The organism is Pseudomonas sp. BS3782 TE3695 (assembly GCF_050435305.1).
In the GTDB taxonomy this organism is placed as follows: Bacteria; Pseudomonadota; Gammaproteobacteria; order Pseudomonadales; family Pseudomonadaceae; genus Aquipseudomonas.
This window is the reverse complement of record NZ_JBNDKB010000001.1, coordinates 3,400,403-3,420,272: the sequence shown is the minus strand read 5'-3', so window position 1 is coordinate 3,420,272 and position 19,870 is coordinate 3,400,403. Positions and strand designations below refer to the sequence as shown.

At 59.5% G+C, this 19,870-nt stretch carries 18 protein-coding genes; 12 read left to right on the top strand and 6 right to left on the bottom strand.

What is annotated here, in order from left to right:
• The first annotated feature begins 101 nt into the window (after window positions 1-101).
• The 3 genes from ABH909_RS15590 to ABH909_RS15580 all read left to right on the top strand — a co-directional run bounded on the left by ABH909_RS15590 (window position 102) and on the right by ABH909_RS15580 (window position 4,179).
• On the top strand, window positions 102-992 hold the full coding sequence (locus ABH909_RS15590; RefSeq protein ID WP_007895093.1) for a LysR family transcriptional regulator: 891 nt from the start codon (window positions 102-104) through the stop codon (window positions 990-992).
• Between the two features lie 120 nt (window positions 993-1,112).
• Window positions 1,113-2,921, top strand: a complete 1,809-nt coding sequence (locus tag ABH909_RS15585; protein ID WP_429434646.1) for a monovalent cation:proton antiporter-2 (CPA2) family protein — start codon at window positions 1,113-1,115, stop codon at window positions 2,919-2,921.
• A gap of 160 nt (window positions 2,922-3,081) precedes the next feature.
• On the top strand, window positions 3,082-4,179 hold the full coding sequence (locus ABH909_RS15580) for a DNA alkylation repair protein (RefSeq protein ID WP_429434643.1): 1,098 nt from the start codon (window positions 3,082-3,084) through the stop codon (window positions 4,177-4,179).
• Between the two features lie 411 nt (window positions 4,180-4,590).
• On the opposite strand, the gene ABH909_RS15575 is transcribed toward ABH909_RS15580, so the two are convergent.
• Window positions 4,591-5,487, bottom strand: coding sequence for a LysR family transcriptional regulator (locus ABH909_RS15575; protein WP_429434640.1), 897 nt, complete (start codon window positions 5,485-5,487; stop codon window positions 4,591-4,593).
• 133 nt (window positions 5,488-5,620) lie between these two features.
• On the opposite strand from ABH909_RS15575, the gene ABH909_RS15570 reads away from it, so the two are divergent.
• Window positions 5,621-7,282 (top strand): GMC family oxidoreductase, encoded by a 1,662-nt coding sequence (locus tag ABH909_RS15570; RefSeq protein WP_429434637.1) that lies wholly within the window; start codon window positions 5,621-5,623, stop codon window positions 7,280-7,282.
• Between the two features lie 140 nt (window positions 7,283-7,422).
• Window positions 7,423-9,045 carry an MFS transporter gene (locus tag ABH909_RS15565; RefSeq protein WP_429434634.1) on the top strand — a complete coding sequence of 541 codons (1,623 nt, stop codon included), beginning with the start codon at window positions 7,423-7,425 and terminating at the stop codon, window positions 9,043-9,045.
• 256 nt (window positions 9,046-9,301) lie between these two features.
• On the opposite strand, the gene ABH909_RS15560 is transcribed toward ABH909_RS15565, so the two are convergent.
• Complete coding sequence (locus tag ABH909_RS15560; RefSeq protein WP_429434632.1) at window positions 9,302-9,664, bottom strand: DUF427 domain-containing protein; 363 nt, start codon at window positions 9,662-9,664, stop codon at window positions 9,302-9,304.
• A 152-nt stretch (window positions 9,665-9,816) separates the two neighbouring features.
• Between ABH909_RS15560 and ABH909_RS15555 the strand changes: the two genes are divergently transcribed.
• The 5 genes from ABH909_RS15555 (at window position 9,817) to ABH909_RS15535 (ending at window position 14,155) form a co-directional block, all read left to right on the top strand.
• Window positions 9,817-10,146 (top strand): DHCW motif cupin fold protein, encoded by a 330-nt coding sequence (locus ABH909_RS15555; RefSeq protein ID WP_429434630.1) that lies wholly within the window; start codon window positions 9,817-9,819, stop codon window positions 10,144-10,146.
• Between the two features lie 115 nt (window positions 10,147-10,261).
• A complete protein-coding gene (locus ABH909_RS15550; RefSeq protein ID WP_429434627.1) occupies window positions 10,262-12,202 on the top strand; it encodes a DNA topoisomerase III in 1,941 nt (646 codons plus the stop codon).
• A gap of 160 nt (window positions 12,203-12,362) precedes the next feature.
• Window positions 12,363-12,896, top strand: coding sequence for a GNAT family N-acetyltransferase (locus ABH909_RS15545; RefSeq protein ID WP_429434626.1), 534 nt, complete (start codon window positions 12,363-12,365; stop codon window positions 12,894-12,896).
• A 464-nt stretch (window positions 12,897-13,360) separates the two neighbouring features.
• Window positions 13,361-13,690 (top strand): hypothetical protein, encoded by a 330-nt coding sequence (locus tag ABH909_RS15540; RefSeq protein WP_429434624.1) that lies wholly within the window; start codon window positions 13,361-13,363, stop codon window positions 13,688-13,690.
• Window positions 13,691-13,852: 162 nt separating this feature from the next.
• Window positions 13,853-14,155, top strand: a complete 303-nt coding sequence (locus ABH909_RS15535; RefSeq protein ID WP_429434621.1) for a hypothetical protein — start codon at window positions 13,853-13,855, stop codon at window positions 14,153-14,155.
• 1 nt (window position 14,156) lies between these two features.
• Here the strand turns inward: ABH909_RS15535 and cynR are convergent, their stop codons facing one another.
• The gene (cynR, locus tag ABH909_RS15530) at window positions 14,157-15,041 is read right to left on the bottom strand and encodes a transcriptional regulator CynR (RefSeq protein WP_429434619.1); all 885 of its coding nucleotides are present in this window, start codon (window positions 15,039-15,041) and stop codon (window positions 14,157-14,159) included.
• Between the two features lie 119 nt (window positions 15,042-15,160).
• Between cynR and cynS the strand changes: the two genes are divergently transcribed.
• Entirely contained in the window at window positions 15,161-15,628 is a 468-nt protein-coding gene (gene cynS, locus ABH909_RS15525; RefSeq protein ID WP_429434617.1) for a cyanase, read from the top strand.
• Window positions 15,629-15,794: 166 nt separating this feature from the next.
• Entirely contained in the window at window positions 15,795-16,454 is a 660-nt protein-coding gene (locus tag ABH909_RS15520; RefSeq protein WP_429434614.1) for a carbonic anhydrase, read from the top strand.
• A gap of 90 nt (window positions 16,455-16,544) precedes the next feature.
• Here ABH909_RS15520 and ABH909_RS15515 read toward each other — a convergent pair whose 3' ends face one another.
• The 3 genes from ABH909_RS15515 to ABH909_RS15505 all read right to left on the bottom strand — a co-directional run bounded on the left by ABH909_RS15515 (window position 16,545) and on the right by ABH909_RS15505 (window position 19,836).
• A complete protein-coding gene (locus ABH909_RS15515; RefSeq protein WP_429434612.1) occupies window positions 16,545-16,886 on the bottom strand; it encodes a BON domain-containing protein in 342 nt (113 codons plus the stop codon).
• Window positions 16,887-17,145: 259 nt separating this feature from the next.
• Complete coding sequence (locus ABH909_RS15510) at window positions 17,146-18,648, bottom strand: aldehyde dehydrogenase family protein (protein WP_429434609.1); 1,503 nt, start codon at window positions 18,646-18,648, stop codon at window positions 17,146-17,148.
• A gap of 63 nt (window positions 18,649-18,711) precedes the next feature.
• Window positions 18,712-19,836, bottom strand: a complete 1,125-nt coding sequence (locus ABH909_RS15505; RefSeq protein WP_429439931.1) for a DUF3616 domain-containing protein — start codon at window positions 19,834-19,836, stop codon at window positions 18,712-18,714.
• Window positions 19,837-19,870: the final 34 nt, after the last annotated feature.

Here is a 19,870-nt window from a genome sequence, read left to right as displayed (position 1 = left end):
TTGTGTTTCCAATGCAAAGATCGGAGCAATTATTGCGTTTCACAAAAGAAAGTTTTAACGTTCAGACCGCAGTTCAACGCCCTTTCCCGACGAGATAAAACATGGAATATGAGCTCCAGGACATTCGATCTTTCGTGAAAATCGCCGAATTGGGGAGTTTTCATGAAGCTGCTGATGCACTGCATCTGTCGCAACCCGCCTTGAGTCGACGGATAAAAAAACTTGAGGAGGGTTTAGGGACTACGCTGCTCGATCGCACCACGCGCAAGGTCAGCCTGACCAGCGTCGGCCGCGACTTCCTGCCCAAGGCTCGTCGATTACTGGATGACTTCGACGATTCGATCCTGAACATCCGTGAGCTGGCCGAACGGCAAATCGGCCAGGTGACCCTGGCCTGCATTCCAACCGCTGCGTTTTATTTCCTGCCGTCGGTGATTCGTCTTTACAACGAGCGCTACCCGAAAATCCGCATCCGTTTGCTCGACCTCAGTGCCAATGAAGGGCTCGAAGCAGTGTTGCGGGGGGAAGCCGACTTCGGCATCAACATGATGAGCGGCCAGCACCCCGACATCGAATTCGTTTCACTGGTCAACGAACCCTTCGTCCTGGCCTGTCGTCGTGACCATGAGTTGGCCCAGCGGACATCCGTGACCTGGTCAGAACTGAGCGATTACCGGTTGATCGGCGTCGGGCGCCTGAGCGGCAACCGCATGTTGCTGGACCACGCCCTGTCGGGCCTGAGCTGGCGTCCGCAGTGGTTTTATGAAGTGCAGCATTTGTCCACCTCGCTGGGCATGGTCGAAGCCGGGCTTGGGGTTTCCGCCATGCCGAGTCTCGCGATGCCGGCGGCGGATCACCCGACACTGGTGAGCATCCCGCTGACTGACCCTGTCGTGAACCGGACACTCGGCCTGGTGTACCGTCGGGGCGCATCGTTATCGCCGGCGGCGGAGAAGTTCGTTTCGATTCTGCTCGAACAATGGCCCCACTGAGCCGTGGCGTTCGATCAACAACCTCGTTGCTGACTGAATGGACGCCAGCCTTTATCCTGACGCCCCCGCTGAAAATCAGGCGAACGCCGCTCTCGCCTGCCCCCACCCAGGAGTTTCGCCATGCCCCACGAAGGCAACCTGTTGCAAGCCGCTGTCGTCTTTTTATTCGCGGCGGTACTTACCGTCCCCTTGGCCAAGCGCCTGCAATTGGGAGCGGTGCTGGGCTATCTGTTCGCCGGAGTGATCATCGGGCCGTCGGTGCTGGGCTTGATCGGTAACCCGCAAAGCGTCAGCCACATTTCCGAACTCGGGGTGGTGTTGCTGTTGTTCATCATCGGTCTTGAGCTGTCACCGCGACGCTTGTGGGTGATGCGCAAATCGGTGTTCGGCGTGGGCCTGGCGCAGGTGTTGCTGACCGGTTCGGTGATTGGTGTGCTAGCGTTGTTTGTGTTCGGCCAATCGCTGAATAGCGCGATCGTGTTGGGCCTGGGCCTGGCGTTGTCGTCCACTGCATTTGGTTTGCAAAGCCTGGCCGAGCGCAAGGAACTGACCAGCCCCCATGGGCGGTTGGCGTTCGCGATTTTGCTGTTCCAGGACATCGCCGCGATCCCGCTGATCGCGATGGTGCCGCTGCTGGCAGGCGGCGATCACACCACCAGCGCCGCCGAAGATTTGAACCATGGCTTGCGGGTGCTGGGCAGTATCGCGGTAGTGGTGATTGGCGGACGGTACTTGCTGCGCCCGGTGTTTCGCGTGGTGGCCAAAACCGGTCTGCCGGAGGTGTCCACCGCCACCGCGTTGCTGGTGGTGATTGGTACGGCGTGGCTGATGGACCTGGTCGGCGTGTCCATGGCCCTCGGCGCATTCCTCGCCGGTTTGCTGCTGGCGGATTCCGAATACCGCCACGAGCTGGAAGCGCAGATCGAACCGTTCAAAGGCCTGCTGCTGGGGTTGTTTTTCATCAGCGTTGGCATGGGCGCCAATTTGAGTTTGCTGCTGAGCGCGCCGGTCGTGGTGCTGGGTCTGACCCTGTTGCTGATCGCCATCAAGTTGCCGCTGCTGTTCGTTGTCGGTCGACTGGCTGGAGGTTTGAGCAAGGTCAGTGCGATTCGCCTCGGCATCGTGCTGGCGGCCGGTGGTGAGTTCGCATTTGTGGTGTTCAAGATCGGTCGTGACCAGGGGTTGTTCGAGCCGCGCCTGTATGACTTGCTGGTGCTGACGATTACCTTGTCCATGGCCGTGACGCCGCTGTTGTTGCTGTTGTGCGCCCGACTGGTCAGCCCCAAGGTTCAACCCGTGGAGGTGCCGCAGAAGTTCCGCGAAATCGACACCGATACACCCCGCGTAGTGATCGCCGGTATGGGCCGTATGGGGCAGATCGTGGCGCGGATTCTGCGGGCGCAAAACATCAAGTTCGTCGCCCTCGACACGTCGGTGGAAACCATCGAACTGTCCCGCAGCTTCGGCGGCGTGCCGGTGTTCTACGGCGACCCGATGCGCCCGGAAATCCTCAGCGCGGCCAAGGTCGAGCAAGCGGAGTTTTTCGTGATCGCCACCGATGATCCGGAGACCAACATCAAGACAGCCGAGGTGGTGCACAAGCTCTATCCGCACATCAAAATCATCGCCCGGGCGCGTAACCGTCAGCACGTGCATCGGTTGGTGGATGTCGGGGCTCAGGCGGTGCGAGAAACCTATTATTCCAGCCTGGAAATGACCCGTCGGACTCTGGTCGGGTTGGGGCTGACACAGGCCCAGGCGGATGCGCGGATCAAGCGTTTTACCAATCACGATGAACAGGTGCTGGAAGCCCAGCACGCGGTGTATGACGATGCGGCCAAGGTGATGCAAACGGCGCAGGAAGCGCGGGCGGAACTGGCAAAACTGTTTGAGTCGGATCAGCTGGAGGAGGAAGCGGGTAAGGTTTGAGGTGATTGTGAGGGCCTCTTCGCGGGCAAGCCCGCTCCCACAGGTTCCGGGGTGGATTCACAATTTGTGATCCACCCAAGCCCACTGTGGGAGCGGGCTTGCTCGCGAAGAACGATGACGCGGTGTATTTGGATAAATAACAACGACCAAGGAATCCACTATGGCTGACCAAACCTCCCCCGCCCTGAAGGAAATCTTCAACGCCGAACGCCTCGCGCATATCGCCACCGAAATGACGGCGGTCTATCCCGGCTTCGATGCCAAGGCCTTCCTGAAGCTGGCCAAGACCGGCTTGGTGGAGTTGTCAGTCATGCAACGCATGGCCCGCGTCAGCGATTGCCTGCACGCGGTATTGCCGCTGGGTTATGAAGAATCCCTGGACATCCTGCGCGCCCTCGCCCCCCGCCTCAACAGCGCCTTCGTCAGTATGTTTTTGCCGCACTATGTGGCGACCTATGGCGCTCACGCGTTTGATCTGTCGATGGACGCGCTCAAATATTTCACCGCCTTCGGCTCATCGGAATTCGCGATCCGGCACTTCCTGCGCAGCGATTTCGAACGCTCACTCAAACTGATGCACGACTGGTCACTGGATCAGAATGAACACGTCCGACGCCTGGCCAGCGAAGGCAGCCGACCGCGCCTCCCATGGTCGTTCCGCCTGGAACAGATCCAGGCCGATCCGACACTGGCAGCTGCAATCCTCGATAACCTCAAGGCCGACGAAAGCCTATACGTGCGCAAATCCGTGGCCAACCACCTCAACGACATCACCAAGGATCATCCCGAGTGGGTGCTGGCGCTGATCGAGGGTTGGTCACTGGACAACAAGCACACGGCGTGGATCGCCAGACACGCCCTGCGCAGCCTGATCAAACAGGGCAACCAGCGGGCGCTGGCAATCATTGGTGCGAGCGGTAAGCCCGAGGTTGAAATCATTGACGTGAAGGTGGAACCGGCGGTGATTCAGCTCGGGGAGAAAATCACCCTGTCCTTCAAAGCGAAGTCCACGGCCCCGGACAGTCAGCGACTGGTGATCGACTATGCGATTGATTACGTCAAAGCCAACGGCAGCACGTCAGCGAAGGTGTTCAAGCTCAAGGCGATGACGTTGCCCGGCAAGGCTACCGAATCCATCGCACGCAGCCAGCACATCAAAGAACTCACCACCCGAAAGCATTACCTTGGCCTGCATGCCGTGCACATTCTGGTCAACGGCGAACGGCTGGCCAGCACGGCGTTCGAAATCCTCGCCTGAAGCACAACAGCCTTCGCAATACGGTCCCTGTAGGAGCTGGCGAAGCCTGCGATCTTTTGTCGGTTTCGGGATCGCTGAAAATCAAGATCAAAAGATCGCAGCCTTCGGCAGCTCCTACAAGGGAATGGCGCTCACACTTCTAAGGCGTATTAATGTGATCCAGCACCCGGTTTCCCCCGTAGGAGCGTAATGCTGTTCACTTAAGAAAGTCTTGAATCAGAAAAACCTGTGGCGAGGGAGCTTGCTCCCGCTTGAGTGCGTAGCACTCACAAAAATTGGCGATGATTGTCAGATTTTGGGGCCGCTACGCAGCCCAGCGCGAGCAAGCTCGCTCGCCACAAAGGGACGCACGATCCAAGAGCGTGCCTAAATGAACAGCATTACCCCGTAGGATCGCCGCACCGCTCGCTCCTACAAAGGAATGGAGCCTTGCAGCAGATCCCGCTCGCGCTCACACAACTCCACCACATAATCCCACAACACCCGTAACCTCACGGACTTGTGCAGCTCGCGCCGCGTACTGATCCAGTAACTGCGCTGGATGCTTTCATCCGGCAACAACGGCACCAGTTGGGGATCGGCGCTGGCCATGTAGCACGGCAGCACGGCGATCCCCAGGCCCGAGCGCGCGGCTTGTTGCTGGGCGATGACGCTGGTGCTGTGAAAGACCACCTGAGGGTTGCGGCAGAAGCTGTTGAGGAACATCAGTTCCTGGCTGAACAGCAAGTCGTCGACATAGCCGATCCAGGCGTGACGGCCGAGGTCTTCGCGGCTGCGCAGTGGTGGCGAACGGTCCAGATAGGCCTGGCTGGCATAGAGGGCCAGTCGGTAATCGGTGAGTTTGCGGGTGACCAGCATGTCGGCGGCCGGGCGTTCCAGGTGGATGCTGATCTCGGCTTCACGGTTGAGGATGCTGACGAAGCGCGGCACCGCCACCAGTTCCACTTCCAGTCCTGGATAGCGTTCGAACAACCCGTTCATGCGGCTGGCGAGGAACATGATGCCCAGCCCTTCCGTCACGCCGACGCGGATCTTGCCCAGCGGCGCGGATGACTGGGTGATTTCTTCCTGAGCCAGCAGCGCGACGTTTTCCATGGCCTCGGCGTGTTTGAGTAGAGCTTCGCCGGCCGGGGTCAGTTCGTAGCCTTGGGCATGCTGGACGAACAGCGCGGTGCCGAGGCTTTTTTCGATGGCTTCGATGTGCCGGGCCACGGTGGCGTGAGTGGTGTTCAAACGGCGCGCGGCGGTCAGCAAGCGGCCGCTGCGCTGCAATTCGAGAAAAAACCGCAGGTCATTCCAGTCGAACATGAACCATCCTTGACGTTAGGCCGTTAACGACGCTGTTTAAAAACGCACAGCAGCTGCGCAAAAACTAACATTCTTTTAACGAAAGCTAACAACTAGGATGACCGACAACAAGAACAACAACACGAGGTCAGGGATGCAGACTTCCCTTGATGAATACGACTACATCGTGGTCGGCGCCGGGCCGGCCGGTTGTTTGCTAGCCAATCGACTGTCGGCCAACCCGCAGCATCGCGTGTTGCTGCTCGAAGCCGGCGGCCGCGACAACTACCCGTGGATTCACATTCCCGTCGGTTACCTGTTCTGCATCGGCAACCCGCGCACCGACTGGTGCTTCAAGACCGAAGCGCAATCGGGCCTGCAGGGTCGCGCCCTGAGCTACCCACGCGGCAAGGTGCTCGGTGGCTGTTCCTCAATCAACGGCATGATCTACATGCGCGGCCAGGCTGGCGATTACGACGGCTGGGCGGCCGAGGGTAATGCTGGCTGGGGCTGGCAAGACGTGCTGCCACTGTTCAAGCAAAGCGAAAACCATTTTGCCGGCGACTCGGAATTTCACGGCGCGGCCGGGCAATGGCGAGTCGAGCGCCAGCGTCTGTCGTGGCCGATCCTCGATGCCTTCCGCACAGCGGCCGAGCAAAGCGGCATCGCCAGCATCGATGACTTCAATCAGGGCGACAACGAAGGTTGCGGCTATTTCCAGGTCAATCAGAAAGCCGGGATCCGCTGGAACGCGGCCAAGGCATTTCTCAAACCAATCCGCCAGCGTTCCAATCTGACGGTGCTGACCGACGTCGAAGTAGACCGCGTGCTACTGGAAAACGGCCGTGTCTCGGCGGTCAGCGCACGTTGGCAAGGCCAGGCCAAAACCTTCAAGGCGCGTAAGGAAATCGTGTTGTGTGCAGGCTCCGTTGGTTCACCGGGCATCCTTCAGCGCTCCGGTATCGGCCCTCGCCCGCTGTTGCAAAAACTGGGCATCGGCGTTGTCCATGAACTGCCCGGCGTAGGCGGCAACCTGCAGGATCACCTGCAACTGCGGCTGATCTACAAACTGGAAAACGCCCGCACCCTGAACCAGATCGCCGGCACGCTGTGGGGCAAGATGGGCATGGGCCTGCGTTACCTGTATGACCGCAGCGGCCCGCTGTCCATGGCCCCAAGCCAACTCGGCGCTTTCGCCCGTTCGGGACCGGAGCAGATCTCGGCGAACCTCGAATACCACGTGCAACCGTTGTCGCTGGAGCGTTTCGGCGAGCCGCTGCACGCCTTCCCCGCGTTCACTGCATCGGTCTGCGATCTACGCCCGCAAAGCCGTGGCCGAATCGACATTCGCTCCGCCGACCCGCGGGAAGCGCCGCTGATTCAGCCCAACTACCTGAGCCATCCCGAAGACTTGCGAGTGGCAGCCGATGCCATCCGCCTGACCCGCCGTATCGTCTGCGCGCCCGCCTTGCAAGCGTTCAAACCGGTCGAGTACCTGCCCGGCGACAGCTTGCAGAGCGAAGAACAATTGCACGAAGCCGCCGCCCGGATCGGCACGACGATTTTCCACCCGGTAGGCACCTGCCGGATGGGCAACGATGCGCACGCGGTGGTCGACGCCGAGCTGCGCGTCCACGGCATCCCCGGCCTGCGCATCGCCGACGCCTCGATCATGCCGCGCATCACCTCGGGCAATACCTGCTCGCCGACACTGATGATCGCCGAGAAAGCCGCGCAACTGATCCTCGAAACTACCGCCAACACGCCCACTGTGGGAGCGGGCTTGCTCGCGAAGGCGGCATTACATTCAACATAGAGGTCGACTGACCCACCGCTTTCGCGAGCAAGCCCGCTCCCACAGGGGATCGCACTGGATTTAAGGACGTTGAAATACCTCTGCAAGGACTACGCAACACCAGTGGAACAACAAAAACAATCACTGTGAGGGATACCGATATGTCAGAACATGTTCAGCCCCTGGAAGCCGTGCACAGCGCCGGCACCAGTCAGGAAACCCAGAAAGTCATCTTCGCTTCGTCCTTGGGGACGGTGTTCGAGTGGTACGACTTTTTCCTCTACGGCGCCCTCGCGGCGGTCATCAGCAAGCAGTTCTTCGCCGGGGTCAACGACACCACGGCGTTCATCTTCGCGCTGATGGCCTTCGCCGCCGGCTTCATCGTGCGGCCGTTCGGTGCGCTGGTGTTCGGACGTTTGGGGGACATGATCGGGCGTAAATACACGTTCCTGGCAACCATCGTCCTCATGGGGGTGGCGACGTTCTGCGTCGGCTTGCTGCCGACTTACGCGAGCATCGGCATTGCCGCGCCGATCATCCTCGTGGTGCTGCGCATGCTTCAGGGTCTGGCACTAGGCGGAGAGTACGGCGGCGCTGCCACTTACGTCGCCGAACACGCACCGATGGGCAAACGTGGTTTCCACACCAGCTGGATTCAATCCACCGCCACCCTCGGCTTGCTGCTGTCGCTGCTGGTAGTGCTGGGCTGCCGCTACTTCACCGGTGACCAGTTCGAAGTATGGGGCTGGCGCATTCCGTTTCTGTTTTCGATCGTGCTGCTGGGCATCTCGACCTGGATTCGCCTGAGCCTGCATGAGTCGCCTGCGTTCGTGAAAATGAAAGAAGAAGGCAAGCTCTGCAAGTCGCCGCTGCGCGATTCCTTCGGCAAATGGGACAACCTCAAAGTGGTGTTGATTGCGCTGTTCAGCATCAACGCCGGGCAAGCGGTGACCTTCTACGCGGCGCAGTTCTACGTGCTGTTCTTCCTCACCCAGTTCCTGAAAATGGACCCGGCGCTGGCCAACAGTTTGCTGATCGTCAGCGTGATCATCGGCGCACCGTTCTTCATCTTTTTCGGCTGGCTGTCGGACAAGGTCGGGCGCAAACCGGTGCTGATGATCGGCCTGCTGCTGGCCACCGCGCTGTACTTCCCGATCTTCAAGACCCTGGCCCACTACGCCAACCCGGCCATTGACCTGGCCAGCCGCCAGGCACCGATCACCGTGCTGGCTGACCCGGCCACCTGCACCTTCCAGTTCGACCCGGTGGGCAAGGCTAAATTTGATAGCCCGTGCGACAAGGTCAAAACCTTCCTGGTCAAACAAGGCCTGCCCTACAACAGCGAAGCGGCCCCGACCGGCAGCGCCGTGCAGGTCAGCATCGGCGAGGTGACCATCGATGGCTACGACGAAGCGGCCTTGCGCGGCGCCGTAACCCTGGCCGGGTATCCGTCACAAGCGGACACCCAACAGATCAACAAACTCATGATCGTGGCGCTGATCGTCGCGCTGATCATCATCTCCGCCATGTGCTACGGCCCGCTGGCGGCGCTGATGGTTGAACTGTTCCCGACCCGCATCCGCTACACCTCCATGTCCCTGCCCTACCACATCGGCAACGGCTGGTTTGGTGGTTTCCTGCCGACGGTGTCGTTTGCCTTGGTGGTGTACACCGGGGATATTTTCTACGGGCTGTGGTACCCGGTGGTGATTACCGGGGTGAGCCTGGTGGTGGGGATGATGTGTTTGCGTGAGACGAAGGATGTGGATCTGGACAAAAACTGACGGCACGAACCTTTAGCGGAGGTTTCCTGTAAGAGCGGGCTTCCTGTGGCGAGGGAGCTTGCTCCCGCTCGGCTGCGAAGCAGCCGCAAGACGGACACCATGCTCTATCTGAATTTCTGCGCGTTGACAGGTTTCGGGGCCGCTACGCGCCCCAGCGGGAGCAAGCTCCCTCGCCACAATGGTTCGCGAGACTCTGAATCTCTGTTAACTGGCTGACATCAGGGCAAGCCCCCTCACCACAAATGCTTTCCGCACCTCAGGTATCAAGCACCTCGAACGTCACTTCTTCGGGATAAAACGCCACATACCCGCCAATCTGCGCGACTGACACCTTCGGATGCTCATAACTCCATACCGCATTGGCCGCTTCATGCCCGGGGATTTGCAGGCTGAAATAGCTGGCATCGCCCTTGTACGGGCAATAGCTGGTGTGGTCGGTGCGGGCGAAATATTGTTCGGCGATGTCCTCCCGTGGGATGTAGTACACCGGAGGATAATTGGCCTCATGCATGACCAGCGCCCGAGTGGATGACGCCACTTGAATGCCATGGAACTTCACCACCACGCAGCCGGGCTGAGGGCTGATGGCGATGGGATTACCGGGTCCGGGGGCTTTCATGGAGTAGGATCCTCTGTCGCTGCTGCGCTGTATCCGCGTTCCGACAGGTATACCTCATGTTTCGGTATCGCGACTGCTTCACAGCCGAACGGAGCTTGCTTGGGCTACAGTGAAGCCCCCCAAAACAGCATGCCCCACACCTGGAGAGCAGCATGGACATTGCCAATATCCCCTTCGGCATCACCGACTGGTCGCAAATCGAACCCACCGAACACCCAGGCGAGACTGGCAGCGCCCTGTGGCGCACCCGGCAGTTCGGCGCGATTCGCGCGCGTATCGTCGAATACACACCGGGGTATCTGGCCGATCACTGGTGCTCAAAGGGGCATGTGCTGTTTTGTCTGGAGGGAGAACTGCACACCGAACTGGAGGACGGTCGAGTCTTCGTTCTCACGCCGGGCATGAGCTATCAAGTGGCGGACAATGCCGAAGCGCATCGTTCATCCACCGCCATGGGCGCCAGGTTGTTTGTGGTGGACTGACCGTTGTCATCAACCGCAACAGCTCAGGCTGTACATCCATACAGATAAAGATTGCTCCATCGCTCATCAGCCGCCATTCTGTGCACCTCTCGAATACTGATCGATGATGGTGGTTATGCAGCTGTACCTCTGTGAAAAACCTTCCCAGGCCAAAGACATCGCGGCCGTACTCGGCGCCAAGCGCCGGGGCGACGGCTGCTGGCTGGGAACGGGTGTCACGGTGACCTGGTGCATAGGCCATCTGCTGGAAACCGCACCGCCGGATGCCTATGACGCGCGTTACAAGCGTTGGGTGCTGGCGGATCTGCCGATCATTCCTGAAAAATGGAAGATGACCGTCAAACCGCGCACGGCCAGCCAGTACAAGGCGGTCAAACGCTTGCTCGGCGAGGCCAATGAACTGGTGATTGCCACCGACGCCGACCGTGAGGGCGAGATGATCGCCCGGGAGCTGGTGGAGCATTGCCGTTATCGCGGGCCGATTCGGCGATTGTGGCTGTCGGCGCTGGACGATGCATCGATCCGCAAGGCGCTGGCGGCGCTCAAGCCAGGGGCCGAGACGTTCAGCCTTTATCATTCGGCATTGGGGCGCTCCCGGGCCGACTGGTTGATCGGGATGAACATGAGTCGGCTGTTCACCCTGCTGGGGCGTCAGTCCGGCTATCAAGGTGTGTTGCCGGTCGGTCGGGTGCAGACGCCGACCTTGCGCCTGGTGGTGGATCGTGATCGCAGTATTGCCGATTTCGTCCCGGTCGCTTATTGGGCGATCGATGTGCAACTGCTGCACGACGGCACCGCGTTCACCGCCCAATGGCGCGCGGCCTCCGACGCTTGCGATGATCAGGATCGCTGCCTGAATCAAACGCTGGCTCAGAAAGCGGCTACGGCCATTAGCGGTGCGGCGAGCGCTCGGGTGATCAAACTGCGCACCGAACGGATGCGTGAAGTCGCGCCTTTGCCGTTCGACCTGGGCACGTTGCAGGAAGTCTGCTCGAAGAAGCTCGGGCTGGGCGCCCAGGAAACCCTCGACGTCGCCCAGGCCCTGTATGAAACCCACAAAGTCATTACCTACCCGCGCAGCGACTGCGGCTACCTGCCGCTGAGTCAGCACAGTGAAGCCCCAAGTATTCTTGCTGCGCTGAGGCAGGCCGACCCGGCCCTGAACGCCTTGCACGATTATCTGGAACCCCAGCGCCGCTCACGGGCCTGGAACGATGCCAAGGTCAGCGCTCACCACGGCATCATCCCCACGGCGGCGGCGAAAAACCTCGACCGACTGGTGGGCAAGCAACGGGCGGTGTACACCCTGATTCGTGCGCGCTACCTGGCGCAGTTCCTGCCCAACCATGAATACGACCGGACCCAGGCCGACTTCGATTGCGCCGGTGAAGCCTTGCGCGCGGTGGGCAAGCAGATTGCCGAGCCTGGCTGGAAACGCGCCTTGCCCGAGGCCCTTGCACCGGCCAAGGGCCGCGAAGCACCGGTACCACAAACACTGCCGGCACTGGCCGAAGGGCGTGACTGCGCGGTGGCCGATGTAAAGCTCAAGGACCTCTGGACCCAGCCGCCCAAACCGTTCACCGAAGGCGATCTGATCAAGGCGATGAAGAACGTCGCCAAACTGGTGGAAGATCCATTGCTCAAGCAAAAGCTCAAGGACACCACCGGCATCGGCACCGAAGCCACACGCGCCTCGATCATCCAGGGCCTGCTGGACCGCGGCTACCTGATCAAGAACGGCAAGGCCCTGGCCGCGACACCGGCAGCGTTCAGCCTGATCGATGCCGTGCCGCGCGCGATTGCCGACCCCGGCACCACGGCGATTTGGGAGCAGGCCCTGGACATGGTGCAGAGCGGTGAAATGAGCCTGGAAGAATTCGTCACCAAACAGGCGGCGTGGATGAGCAAGCAGGTGGCCCGTTGCGCCGGCCTGAACCTGACCATCAGCGGGCCGGCAAGCCCCGCCGGGCGTGGCGCCGCACCGTGGAAAAACAAACGCAAACCGGCCAAACGCAAGTCTTCGACCGGCACCAAGCGCGCGGTAAAACCGGGTTGACGCAAGGCTCGGGGCGTGAAGAGGACAGGTAGGAGCTGCCGAAGGCTGCGATCTTTTGATTTTGGCTTTGTTGATTTAATCGGGTACAGGCGCAAGATCAAAAGATCGCAGCCTTCGGCAACTCCTACGCATCAGCCCCTGCTTTCTGAAAGGTACAACCATGACGACAGTCAGAAGCCAGCCCTCAATAGAACTGCACGCCGCTCAGCGCGACGAACTGGAAACCATCGAGAACCTGATGCAGTTCTACGTGTATGACTTCAGCGAATGGTTGCCGCTGAAACTCGGTGAGCATGGCTTCTTCAACATCCAGCCCAGACAGGACTACTGGCGAAACCCGGCAACCAGGCCGTTTCTGATCAAGGTTGACGGCGAGCTTGCCGGTTTCGTGACCGTGGATAACGAAACCCATATCGTCGGTGCGGAGCACAACATTGGCTACTTTTTTGTCAGCCGACGCTTTCGTGGCCAAGGCGTCGCGAAGTTTGTCGTCTCCGCCCTCTTGAACCGGTTCCCCGGTCAATGGCAGATTTTCCACATCGATGCCAACCAGCCTGCGCGGCTGTTCTGGGCCAACGTGATACCCGATCTCACGGACTCAGCATTCACCGTGCATCAACTGGCAGTGGATGGCTACCCCTGCACCTTTTACCGCTTCTCTAATTCCAAAACCACTTTGTCCGACAATATGTAGTGAACAAAAATAATCACTACAAAACCGTTGACGCCTCCGATTTGCCCTTGCATGATGCAGACATCTCCCCGATCGGGAGTGCAGGCAACACGTTTGAGCAAGCTCGTCTGACCGCCGAGCTGTTTTTCCCGGATACACGCTGCCCACAAGGCAGATTGAAGAAGCTGACCTGGCCTGAACGTCCAGTACAAAGGACGAGAAGCGCTGGCGATCAATCCTCATGAAGCTTGTGGCCGACCCTGAAAATGTCGGCAGTGGCCTCCAGGTTTTCGCCGCTTCTCTTCGTTGTGACGCTATTGCGTAGCAGTTATTCAACACGACTACATGCAGCAGACGCGGGCCCCCGTCAAATTGACGGCCGACCGCTGACGTCCTGGTTTCGGTGCCAGGGATCAACTAACCGATGGGCTACTTGTATTAGCGAATCAACTTTGAAAGATCACCAAATGGTCAAGGGGCTTACAATGAATCTGAACAATCAACCTACTATCGATGAACTGGCTCGCTTGTTTGCTGCGCAAAAAGACAGCCAGGACAGCCATATTCTGTGGATCAGCAAATCGGGCCAGGTTCATATCGACTGCCTGTCGCCCTATGCCCACGAAGAAGAGTTCGACCGGAGCAACCAGAACCTGCTCGCCCGACTGAAGATGTACCGTCGCGGCCAGGGTTATGTCGGCAAGAAAGCCGCGGCCGACAAAGACTTCATCGGTAATGTGCTGCAAACGCTGAAACAGGCGTGGGCATCGATGCAGAACCAGAACGAAGTTCGGGTGATTGATCGGTTGTACTGATTCCCCCTGAAGATTGACCGCCCTCAATAAGAAGGCCCCGCTCGTGTCATCGAGTGGGGCCTTTTTTTATTTGCCTACGACACTTGCGACACCACTGAGTCAAAAGAACAGAGCTATGGTTAACAGAGCGCTGGACATCGGTTTATTCACTGGAGGTCTGCGATGAAAAAAGCCTTCACATTCATGCTACTGGCGTTGGCGGGTGCCGCTCATGCGAACAGCGTTCCCGGCGTTCCTGCCTTCGATGTGGACTGCCCCGGGAACATCATGGTCCACGCCGACCAGGATGGCCCGGTCATCATCAATAGCAAGGAAGCCCAGACCAAAATGATCAACGATCATCTTTTCGAGGCAAAGGGCTCGGACGTAACGATCTCGATCAGCATCGCCGATGACGACTCCGTTGCCGTGACCTATACCAGCAAGAAAGGTGGCAATGGCATCTGCCAGTCGGTGGATGATTGATTCACGCGCTGGCGCTGCCGGCCATCATCAGGTTTGCGAACGCCACCGACGCGGCACTGTGATAGTTGTTCTTTCTGCGCAACATCGCCGCATCGCGCCGGGGTGCTTCGCCCTGTAATTCAATCCGGCGCAATGCCCGTTCCGCAGTGGCGATGGGTTCCGGGAGGATGGTGGCCATCGGCGTGTGACGAATGACCTCCAACAGCGTACTCACCGAGTTCACCTCGATCGCTACCTTGGGCGTAATGTTCTGTTGCCGAAAATACCCGTCAATGGAAGATCGGGTGATGAAGTCCGGCGTCAGCAACGCGAACTCCAGTTGCGCCACTTCCTTTGGCGACAGCGGGCTCTGGCGCTCGTACAGCGGATGACTGCGTCCGACCATCACGCCCAACGTCTCGACAAACATTGGCAGGCATTCGATATCGGGGCTCCTCACCGGGGTAAAGGCAACGGCGATGTCCAACGAGTCATCGAGCAACCCGGCTTCGATGTCATCCATCGATAACTCGAAAATCTGCAGGTGGATGTTCGCAAACATCGCCACGTAGTCGCGCACCAACGGCCCCACCAGATACGCCATGAACGTTGGCGTCATGGCCAGTCGCAAGGACCCCCGAGACAAATCCTTCACGTCATGCAGTGCGCGTTTCCCCGCTTCAAGTTCCACGAGTACCCGACGGGCACTTTCGATATAGGCCAGCCCTGCATCGGTCGGCTTGACCGTGCGCGAGGTGCGGTCAAACAGGCTGACGCCCAGAGATTCCTCCAGTTGCCGGATCTGCTGGGACAGCGTCGGTTGGGAGACATGCAACGCCTCGGCGGCACGGGTGAAACCGCCGTGGTCGGCGACTGCCAGCAAGTAGCGCAAATGTCGGAGCAGCATGGGGGCACACCATCTATAGACAGGACTTATGCGAAGCATTGTATATCGGTCTTGGACGCTATGGATCAATCAACCGAAGATGGCTGCACTTTCCAGCGACAACCGATAGGAGTCACACCATGCAACAGTCCCATGCTTACCAAGACCCGAGTCTGACCCTGACCACTTCGATCCTCGATGCCAAGGCCCGCAAGAATTTGTCCTGGCAGGATTTGACCGATGGCACCGGCCTGGGCCTGGCCTACGTCACTGCCGCCCTGCTCGGCCAACATCCGCTGCCCGAAGCTGCCGCCAAGGTGATTGGCGAGAAACTCGAACTGGACGCCGATGCCGTGGCTCGCCTGCAGATCATTCCGCTGCGCGGTAGCCTTTCGGGTGTCCCGACCGACCCGACCATCTACCGTTTCTACGAAATGATCCAGATCTACGGCACCACGCTCAAAGCCCTGGTTCACGAGCAATTCGGCGACGGCATCATCAGCGCGATCAACTTCAAGCTGGACATGAAGAAAGTTGAAGACCCGGAAGGTGGCTCCCGCGCAGTGGTTACCCTGGACGGCAAGTTCCTGCCGTTGCGTCCGTTTTAAGACGATACAGCCAATTCAGGCGCAAAACCTGTGGGAGCGGGCTTGCTCGCGAAAGCGGTGTGTCAGGCGACATCAATGTTGACGGTGCCGCCGTCTTCGCGAGCAAGCCCGCTCCCACAGGTTATGCAGGCATTAGCCCCTCTCATTCATTGCAAGGAAGTCAGCCATGAAAGCGCTCATCGAAGGTTTATTGAAGTTCCAGAACGAAGCCTTCCCGCAACGTACCGACCTGTTCAAACACCTGGCCACCACCCAGCATCCCGGCACATTGTTCATCACCTGTTCCGACAGCCGAGTGGTGCCGGAACTGCTGACCCAGCAAGAGCCCGGCGAACTGTTCGTGGTGCGCAATGCCGGCAACATCGTGCCCTCTTACAGTCCGCATCCCGGTGGGGTGTCGGCCACGGTCGAATATGCGGTCGCGGTATTGGGCGTGACGGACATCGTGATCTGCGGGCATTCGGACTGCGGCGCCATGACCGCCATCGCTCAGTGCAAATGCATGGATCACCTGCCCGCCGTCAGCGGCTGGTTGCAACATGCCGAGTCGGCCAAGGTCATCAATGACTCCCGCCCTCACGCCAGCGACGCAGCCAAGGTAAGTTCGATGGTCCGGGAAAATGTCATCGCCCAACTGGCGAATATCCAGACTCACCCGAGCGTGCGTCTGGCCCAGGGAAAAGGCCTGCTGAATCTGCATGGCTGGGTTTATGACATCGAGACCGGCACCGTCGATGCGCTGGATGCCAGTCGTCGCAACTTCGTGTCGCTGGCCGAGCATCCGGACACCTGTGCCGTTTATGGCAAAACGGTCGAAGCCGCCTGAAGGCTTGGCGCCACGTTACAAAATGGGCAGGCACTTGACTGCGCCCGTCCTTGGCTCCGGTTCAGGCATGACACTCACAAGATCGCATGGTCATTTGTCGTCTGAGGAGGGTGGCCGACGCTCAGTGGTCTCTTCGGCATTCGGTGCTTCTGGAGAATGCCCCGGGGTGAACACGTGAGTGAGCAATTCGCTGGCATCGATGTCGACGACACCAGGAACCGACCGGGCCAGAGCAACAGCCTGCTCACACTGCCTATGAGTGTTGACACGGCCGCTCAATGCCACCCTGCCCGCATGGGTTTTGACATGAACATGCAGGCCAAGGGTTGAGTCGGCCAATGCCAGGGCCGACTTCACGCGGGTGGTAATCCACGCGTCGTGAACGATCGTTTCCAGACCATGAGAATAACGTTGAAAGGAATGAAGTTTCATGGCGCAACCCTCTCTGACGTAATCAGATGCGCTGTCCGCTCCCCCGCAGACATGGACACACATTAAGTATAGTGCGTGACGTTGCCTGCGATCAGGGGGCTGTCCCTGATGCCGGTAAGATATGAGAGCGACGAATATCCTGTGGGAGCGGGCTTGCTCGCGAAAGTGGTGTGTCAGGCGACATCATTGTTGACTGTGCCGGCGTCTTCGCGAGCAAGCCCGCTCCCACAGGTTTGCGCGGCAGGTCTGGAGTGCCGTCTCAGCGTTTGACCGACAGACTCGTCTGGGTCATGCGGCTTCGAATGGTGAACACGCCATCGCCCGAAAGAATCGCGCTGCGCGCAAACAGGCGCCCGCTCTCCCAGTTCGAAAGCCCCAGTTCCGGCTTGTTCAGCGCGTACTGACCGTCAACCCAGCGGGTAATCCCGTTGCCAACAAAAGGCGCGTTGACCGCGTTATAGAAACGCTCCTGCGCCGGGGCATCTTCACTGATCAACGACACGGTGAATTGCGGGCTGTAGTGGTTGAACAAAGCGATGGCCTGCTCCAGGTCGTCGACGATCTTCAAGCTGACTTCCGGGGTTTCTTCCCACTCCCACTCGCGACCCATTTGATCCTCGGGCAGCGGTTCGGCCAGTGCTTCGGTCTGATAACCGTCGGCGCGGTACACCTCGACGCTCGCGGTTTGCCAATCAATCGGCAAATGCTGCTCGCTCCCCTCGACGATGTGCAACTTGCAGCCCTGGCCCCGAGCGGTGCCGGCCTGTTGCAGTGCATCGAGAAACAGCGGCACCAGCTCAGCGGCGCGGTCGCGGTGGATCAGGCAAACGTTCAGAGTGTTGCAGACTTTGCGGTCCAGCGAATTGCGCACCACGGCGGCAAAGCGCTGGGCATCGGCGTGTTGGTCGGCGATCAGCCACGCGCCACCGGTGCCGTGCAAGCTGACGGCGGTGCCGGCCTGTTGCGCGATGCTGCCCAACTGGCTGACTGCCCGTCCCGAGCCACGGGCCACCGCCAATGACAGGCGGCGATCGGCGAACATCGCCCAGCCGGCGGCGTGATTGACGCTTTCCACCAGCGAAACTGCACCGGTCGGCAATCCGGCATCCGCCAATGCCGGATTCAATGCGTGGGTGACGATGGCCTGGGCAGTGCCCAATGCATCGCTACCAATGCGCAGCACCGCGGTGTTGCCCGTGCGCAATACACCAGCGGCATCGGCAAAGACATTCGGCCGGCCTTCGAATACAAAGGCGACAATGCCCAGCGGCGAGACCACTTGCTCGACTTTCCAGCCGTCGTGCTCGACGCAGCTCACGACTTTGCCACGGGTGGCCGGGGCATCGCGCCAGGCCCGCAGGCCGGCGATCATATCGCCGCGCATGCGCTCATCGGCGAGCAACCGCGTGGTGGAACGCCCGCGCGCCTTGGCTCGCTCGATGTCGGCCAGGTTGGCGGCCGCAATCAGGGCCCAGCATTCCGGGTTTTCGAGGCGTTGAGCAAAATGATCGAAGAACTCGCTGATGGCTTGATCCGAGACGCCGGACATTGCAGCGAATGCCGCTTCGGCGCGCTCGATGGCAACCGCCGCCGCTTGCTGGTCCGCCACCGGAATCAACAACAATTCGCCGCTGACCTGCTCCACCAGCAGATGGTCGCCGGGCTGAAAGCGCGCCGCCAGTTCTGGGCTGACAACAGTGACACGATTACCGGCAAAAGGGATTGGCGTGCCAGCGACTAGACGTTCGAGCGCAAGAGACATGAAACGGTTTCACCATGCAGGAGAGCGGCCAGAAAATGTATAGGAAAATCTATCAAGCGTCATTCACCGGGGCTTTTTTGCCAGGCGAAATACATCTTGCTCCAGGCGATTGCTCCCCTGTTTGCGCCATCCGGCGTTCGCGTCATAGACCACCAGCAGCAGGGGCTCTTCTACGCCGGCGGTACTGACAAAGGTCATTCCTTCGGCATGATCGCGGCCTTTATCCTTTCCTTGCCCGTAAGGAACCTCCAGGACCGGCGTCAATTGTTCGCTGAAGACAAAACCTTCCTCTGTTGTTCTGGCACCGTCGAGCCATCGAAATACGCTGACAGGCCCGTCGAGGTTCATCGTCGGCCCGGCCAGAATCAGCATGTCGTCGCCATCGATGCACAAATCCCTGACGCCAAGCCCGCCCAACTGGAGAAAATGCTTTCGATATTTTCGCCTTCCAGGCCCGATCTTTTTCAGCGTCAGCGTGTTGGCGGTCTTGGGATGGGCGTGGGGTTCGATCTCCAGAATAATGGTCCAGCCCCGCAGCACAGGCCCTCGCAACCCGATAAAAACCCGCTTGCCATTGACCTCGAGGCCTTCGGTATCGAACCCGTTATCCTTGCCGGGAATGTGCAGAAATGCCCCTACATGCTCGTCGTCCTTGAGTTCGTCGAGCAATTCATTACCCAGTTGATCGCCGGACAATTGAGCGGCGACTCGATCATCACTGACGGTGCTCTTCACCAACGTGAACGTCCCGTTTTCTTCGACCACCGGAATCCGCGCCAGGAGAAAACGATTGCCATCGCGGCTGACCGTTGCCAGGCGCTCGGCGTTTTTCTTCGGGGACTTGGTGCTATCAGGTTTTTTCCGTTTCAGGCTGTGAGACCCCACCATCCAGAGATACCCCGTGTCACGGTCGTAACTCATGCCTTCCAGGTCTGCCTCGACGAATTCTTCGCCAATGGTCGGGATGACCGGCAGCGTCAACAGGGACGCCAACGGGAATTGTTTGTGCTGATCAAACAGAAACTCACCCGCACCGACGCGCTCACGCAAGGTGAAGCGCTCCAGGCTCAAGGATTCATCATTGGCAACCCACAGGGTGTCGCCTATCTGGACCACGGCAGACAAGCCTTTGCGCAAATGAGTGTCCGGGTCATTGAAGACTAGAAGCGCGGAACCGAAATTCACCATGAAGTCACCGCCCCTTGAGTCAAAGAATGCCTGC